Source organism: Bradyrhizobium sp. PRIMUS42, assembly GCF_023006515.1.
GTDB lineage: Bacteria > Pseudomonadota > Alphaproteobacteria > Rhizobiales > Xanthobacteraceae > Bradyrhizobium.
This window is the reverse complement of the sequence record NZ_JALBGZ010000402.1, coordinates 1-5868: the sequence shown is the minus strand read 5'-3', so window position 1 is coordinate 5868 and position 5868 is coordinate 1. Positions and strand designations below refer to the sequence as shown.

4 protein-coding genes and 1 pseudogene are annotated in these 5868 nt (G+C 64.9%); 3 read left to right on the top strand and 2 right to left on the bottom strand.

The window, feature by feature from the left end; genetic code table 11:
• Positions 1-222 precede the first annotated feature (222 nt).
• Positions 223-2076, top strand: coding sequence for a feruloyl-CoA synthase (locus MOV75_RS24765; RefSeq protein ID WP_246921321.1), 1854 nt, complete (start codon positions 223-225; stop codon positions 2074-2076).
• Between the two features lie 350 nt (positions 2077-2426).
• Here the strand turns inward: MOV75_RS24765 and MOV75_RS24760 are convergent, their stop codons facing one another.
• Positions 2427-2933: a MarR family winged helix-turn-helix transcriptional regulator gene (locus tag MOV75_RS24760; protein WP_246921323.1), complete on the bottom strand. Its 507-nt coding sequence runs from the start codon at positions 2931-2933 to the stop codon at positions 2427-2429.
• Between the two features lie 83 nt (positions 2934-3016).
• Here MOV75_RS24760 and MOV75_RS24755 point away from each other — a divergent pair, with 83 nt between their 5' ends.
• Both MOV75_RS24755 and MOV75_RS24750 read left to right on the top strand, forming a co-directional pair.
• Complete coding sequence (locus MOV75_RS24755; protein ID WP_246921325.1) at positions 3017-4237, top strand: cytochrome P450; 1221 nt, start codon at positions 3017-3019, stop codon at positions 4235-4237.
• Positions 4238-4276: 39 nt separating this feature from the next.
• A complete protein-coding gene (locus MOV75_RS24750; protein ID WP_246921328.1) occupies positions 4277-5488 on the top strand; it encodes an ABC transporter substrate-binding protein in 1212 nt (403 codons plus the stop codon).
• A gap of 125 nt (positions 5489-5613) precedes the next feature.
• On the opposite strand, the pseudogene MOV75_RS24745 reads toward MOV75_RS24750, so the two are convergent.
• Positions 5614-5868: pseudogene (locus tag MOV75_RS24745) on the bottom strand (NAD(P)/FAD-dependent oxidoreductase); the annotation flags it as partial.

Sequence of the window (5868 nt, the reverse complement as noted above, 5' to 3'; positions counted from 1 at the left end):
AGGCGCCGCGCCGTTGCCGGCGCGCTTTCGTGTGGAGGGGCGGGTGTAGGCCCGGGCTGCAATGGCTGTCACGTCAGGTCTCCTGCCGCGCAACCTTAGCGCCTCGGCAAGCCAAGCGAAAGATTGTTGTTGACGACAACAATTGTCGTGCCCAACATTATGGCCAAGCAACCCGGAATGAGGCTGCGGCCGATCCCCGTATCCGGGCGGAGGAGGAAACACATGACAGTCGCCCCACGCGGTGACCTTGCAGGCCTGTTCGCAAGCCCGCGGACCGTCGCAGAGCATCGCGCCGACGGCAGCATCGTGCTGCGCTCGCCCGATCCGTTGCGCGATGGCGCGCGTTGCGTCGGCGACTGGCTGGAGCAATGGGCGCGGCAAACGCCAGATGCGATCTTCCTTGCCGAGCGCGGCAATGTCGATGCGCCCTGGACCACCGTCACATATGCCCAGGCCCTGCGCCAGGTGCGGGCGGCGGCGTCCTGGATTTTGGCGCAAGGCCTCAGCGCAGAGCGCCCGCTCGCGATCCTCTCGGACAACAGCATCGATCACGCGCTGCTGGCGCTCGCTGCCCAGCATGTCGGCGTGCCCTCGGCCGCGATTTCGCCAGCCTATTCGCTGATGTCCAGGGATTTCGAGAAGCTCAAGAGCATGATCACGCTGCTCGAGCCGGGAGCGATCTACGTCTCTGCGATAAAACCCTTCGCGGCGGCGCTGGAGGCCATCGCGCCGCTGCACCGGGCGCGGATCATCAGCGGCCATGAGGATGACGCCGGTGCGCTCGCCTTCCGCACTGTTGCGGCAACGCCGGAGAGCCCCGACGTTGCAACGGCGTTCGCCGCGGTGACGCCGGACACGATCGCAAAATTCCTGTTCACGTCAGGCTCGACCGGCACGCCCAAGGCCGTCATCAACACCCAGCGCATGCTGACCTCGAGCCAGCAGGCCAAGGCGCAGACCTGGATCTTTCTCGAGCAGAAGCGCGAGGATCTCGTCATCCTTGACTGGCTACCCTGGAGCCACACCTTCGGTGCCAATCACAATTTCAATCTCGTGCTGCGCAACGGCGGCTCGCTCTATATCGACGGCGGCAAGCCTGCGCCCGGTCTCTTTGCGGCGTCGCTGGCCAATCTGAAGAGCGTGATGCCGACGGTGTATTTCAACGTGCCGCGCGGCTTCGACATGCTGATCGCGGCGCTGCGCGGTGACGAGGAACTGCGCCGCCGCTTCTTCAGCGAGGTGAAATTCGCCTTCTATGCCGGCGCGGCGCTGCCGCAGAATCTATGGGACGCGCTGGAAGAACTCTCGATCAAGACCGTCGGCCGCGCGCTGCCGATGGTCTCGGCCTGGGGCTCGACGGAAACCTCGCCGCTCGCGACCGACTGCCATTTCCTCGCCGAACGCTCCGGCAATATCGGTGTGCCCATCCCCGGCACCGAGCTTAAACTCGTCACCTCCGGCGACAAGCTGGAGGTGCGGGTGCGCGGCCCGAACGTCACGCCCGGCTATTGGAAGGCGCCGGAGCTGACGAAGCAGGCTTTTGATGAAGAGGGCTTCTATCTGATCGGCGATGCCGTCAAGCTTGCCGATACCGGCAGGCCCGAGCGCGGCCTGTTCTTCGACGGCCGTGTCGCGGAAGACTTCAAGCTCAATTCCGGCACCTGGGTCAGCGTCGGCACGCTGCGCGTCGCCGGCATTGCGGCGCTCTCGCCGCTGGCGCAGGACATCGTCGTGTCCGGTCATGGCGGCGACGAGGCGCGCTTTCTGGTGTTTCCCAATGTTGTCGCCTGCCGCGTCCACGCCGGTCTGCCCGAGACGGCAGGCGTGAACGAGGTGCTCGCGCATGACAAGGTCAGGACCGCAATCGCGCAGGGCCTGGCGAAACTCAGGCAGCAAGGCCCCAACTCCTCCGGTCACGCCACCCGCGCGCTGCTTCTCGCCGAGCCGCCGTCGGTCGATGGCGGCGAGATCACCGACAAGGGCTACATCAACCAGCGCGCCGTGCTGACGCGGCGCGCCGATGCGGTGGCGCGGTTGAACGACGATGCGTCGGGTGAATGGATCGGTTGGGCATAAGTCGGTTTAGGCGTGCTCTTTCCACGTCGTCATCGCGAGGAGCGCAGCGACGAAGCAATCCAGGCTGTCTCCGCGGAAGGACTCTGGATTGCTTCGTCGCTGCGCACCTCGCAATGACGGAGGATGGGGCGAGTAGCTCGCCCATTACGCCAGCAACCCTGCCGCATTATCCTGCCGATTCTTTTGTTGCTTAAGCAACTAATTTGTGCGAACCGTTCCAGATTAGGATGACGGCGGGCAAACCGCTGCGTCTTTTCTGGAGGAAACAAATGCGCGGCAGAACTGGTGCCGTCGGCAAATGCCGGCGAGTGTCCGGACGTGACGGAAGGTGGCGCTTGAGGCGCGACCCGTCAGGCCTCGGTGCCGCCGGTGACCGCGCCGAGATTTTCGTGCAGCCGGCGCAGCAGGTCGATCAGCACCTCGCGCTCGTCCTTGCTGAGGCAGGACAACAGCCGCCGCTCGCGCTCGAGTGCTGCAACGATCACCTTGTCATGGGTGGCGCGGCCCTTCGCCGTCAGCGAGATCGAATGGGTGCGGCCGTCGTTGGGGTCGGTGCGGATCGAGATCAGCCCACGCTTCTCGAGGCCTGCCAGCGTCCGGCTCACCGGCCCCTTGTCGAACCCGATGACGTGGCAGATGCGCGAGGCCGGAATGCCGGGCTCGATCGCCAGCAGCGACATGATCCGCCATTCCGTGACGTTGACGCCGAACTGCCGCTGATAGAACGCGGTCGCGCTGTTCGAGAGCTTGTTGGCGATGAAGGTGACGAACGCCGGGACGTAACGGTCGAGGTCGAGCGTCGGTCCCGCCTCGTTAAGCGCAGGTTTTTGGCGGGCTCTGGTCGAGGGCGCAGGCATATCGGGATTCTATCTCGCGGCGGGCCGAAAGACCTAAGGGCATGCGCCGCTCTTTCACAAGATCAAAATGAGTGAGGTCTTCCATGACCGCATCCGGCTCCCCGGCAGCGACGGGATCCGCGGCCGTTCCGCATCTCGACGTCGATCCCTTCGACATGAAGTTTTTTGCCGACCCTTATCCCACGCATCAGCGGCTGCGGGAGGCCGGTCCGGTCGTCTATCTCGACAAGTGGAATGTCTATGGCGTGGCGCGCTATGCCGAGGTCCATGCGGTGCTGAACGATCCCGCGACCTTCTGCTCCAGCCGCGGCGTCGGCCTCTCCGACTTCAAGAAGGAGACGCCGTGGCGGCCGCCGAGCCTGATCCTCGAAGCCGATCCCCCGGCGCACACCCGCACCCGCGCCGTGTTATCAAAGGTGCTGTCGCCCACCGTGATGAAGGGGCTGCGCGAGCGCTTTGCCGCAGCGGCCGAGCAGCGGGTCGACGAATTGCTGGAGAAGGGCAGCTTTGACGCGATCACGGATCTCGCGGAGGCCTATCCGCTCTCGATCTTTCCGGATGCGCTCGGTCTGAGGCCGGAGGGCCGCGAACATCTCATCCCTTATGCCAGCGTTGTGTTCAACGCCTTCGGCCCGCCGAACGAGTTGCGCCAGGAGGCGATCGCGCGTTCGACGCCGCACCAGGCTTACGTCACTGCACAGTGTCAGCGGGAGAATCTCGCTCCCGGCGGCATCGGCGCCTGCATTCACGCCCACGTCGACGAGGACGCGATTACGGCGACTGAAGCTCCGCTGCTGGTTCGCTCGCTGCTCTCGGCCGGCCTCGACACCACCGTCAATGGTATTGGCGCCGCCGTCTATTGCCTCGCACGCTTCCCGGAGCAATGGCAGCGCCTGCGTGCTGATCTCACATTGGCGCGCAACGCCTTCGAGGAGGCGGTGCGATTTGAAAGCCCGGTGCAGACGTTCTTCCGCACCACGACACGTGATGTCGAGCTCTCCGGCGCGACCATCGGCGAGGGCGAAAAGGTCCTGATGTTCCTCGCCGCGGCCAATCGCGATCCGCGCCGGTGGGACGAGCCTGATAGTTACGACGTCACTCGCCGTACCTCCGGCCATGTCGGCTACGGCTCCGGCATTCACATGTGCGTCGGGCAGCTCATGGCGCGGCTCGAGGGTGAGACGGTGCTGTCGGCGCTGGCGCGCCGCATTGCGAAGATCGAGATCACCGGCGAGCCGAAGCGCCGCTTCAACAACACGCTGCGTGGTCTCGACAGTCTGCCGGTCAAGATCACGCCGGCCTGACGCGACCGGAAGCAAAACCAATAGACAGGGGAGGGAACGATGAAGAACTTGAGGTGGACGCTTGCGCTGGCCGCAAGCCTGGTGTCCGGCGCGGCAAGCGCCGAGATCTCGGACAATGTCGTGCGCGTCGGCGTGCTCAACGACATCTCCGGCATCTTCCAGGACACCAACGGCATGGGCTCGGTGGAAGCCGCGCGCATGGCGGCGGAGGATTTCAACGGCGGCGGCAAAGGCATCAAGGTCGAGATCGTCTATGCCGACCACCAGAACAAGGCTGACGTGGGCAATGCCATTGCGCGCAAATGGCTTGATGTCGAAGGCGTCGATGCCATCGTCGACGTGCCGAATTCGGCGGTCGGTCTGTCCATCAACTCGCTGCTGCGCGACAGCCGCATGACCTTCCTGGCCTCCTCGACCGCAAGCTCCGATCTCACCGGCAAGGCCTGTTCGCCCAACACCATCCAGTGGGTCAACGACGCCTGGGCGACCGGCAACACCACGGCAGCCGCGATGATGTCGCGCGGCGGCAAGGAATGGTATTTCCTCACGGTCGACTATGCGCTCGGCAAGGGCATCGAGGCGGAGGCGCAGAAATACATCGAAGGACACGGCGGCAAGGTGCTGGGCTCCTCGAAACATCCGCTCGGCACCTCCGACTTCGCCTCTTTCCTGTTGCAGGCGCAGGGTTCGAAAGCGCAGGTGATCGGCCTTGCCAATGCCGGCGGTGACACCATCAACGCCGTGAAGCAGGCCGCCGAGTTCGGCATCCAGCAGAACGGGCAGAGGCTCGTCGCCTTCCTGCTCTTCATCAACGACATCCACGGCATGGGCATCAAGGTCGCGCAGGGCCTCCAGCTCATGGAGGCCTTCTACTGGGACATGAACGACGACACCCGCGCCTTTGCCAAGCGGTTCGCCGCCCGGCCCGGCATGAACGGCAAGATGCCGAGCGGCAACCAGGCCGGGGTCTATGCCTCGACGCTCGCTTATCTCAACGCGGTTGCCGCCACCGGCAGCGACAATGCCAAGGACGCCGTGCCCGAGATGAAGAAGTTCAGGGGCAAGGACAGACTGTTCGGCGACACCACCATCCGCCAGGACGGCCGCGTCGTGCATCCGATGTACCTGTTCGAGGTGAAGAAGCCGGAGGAGTCGAAATACCCGTACGATTACTACAAGCTGGTCTCGACGATTCCCGCGGAGCAGGCCTTCCGTCCGCTGGCAGACGGCGGCTGCGAGCTGGTGAAGTAGGTCTCGTGCCCCGGACGCAGTGCAGCGCGTAGCGCTGCGCTGCAGAGCCGGGGCCCATGGCTTCTGGGTCCGGCTCTGCGTCGCGTCATTTCATGCCGCGCCGCGTCCGGGACACGAGAGGCTCCCTACACCACCTTGCTACTTCCCTGCGTGATCAGCCGCGCCGCCCGCTGATCCCGGGCGTAGATCCAGAGCCAGCTGAGCGCAACGCTGAGGCGGTGGCGGAGGCCGATCAAGAAGTAGATGTGGGCGATGCCCCAGATCCACCACGCGATCGTGCCGCGCAGCTTGAAGCGGCCGAAGTCGATGACGGCGAGCCGCTTGCCGATCTGGGCGAGGCTGCCGGCGTGCTTGTAGCGGAATGGGCCGGTCGCAGCACC

Excerpts from the sequence above, each read along its gene's own strand:
- MOV75_RS24750 (WP_246921328.1), top strand. The coding sequence starts at position 4,277 with ATGAAGAACTTGAGGTGGACGCTTGCGCTGGCCGCAAGCCTGGTGTCC.
- MOV75_RS24765 (WP_246921321.1), top strand. The coding sequence starts at position 223 with ATGACAGTCGCCCCACGCGGTGACCTTGCAGGCCTGTTCGCAAGCCCG.
- MOV75_RS24760 (WP_246921323.1), bottom strand. The coding sequence starts at position 2,933 with ATGCCTGCGCCCTCGACCAGAGCCCGCCAAAAACCTGCGCTTAACGAG.
- MOV75_RS24755 (WP_246921325.1), top strand. The coding sequence starts at position 3,017 with ATGACCGCATCCGGCTCCCCGGCAGCGACGGGATCCGCGGCCGTTCCG.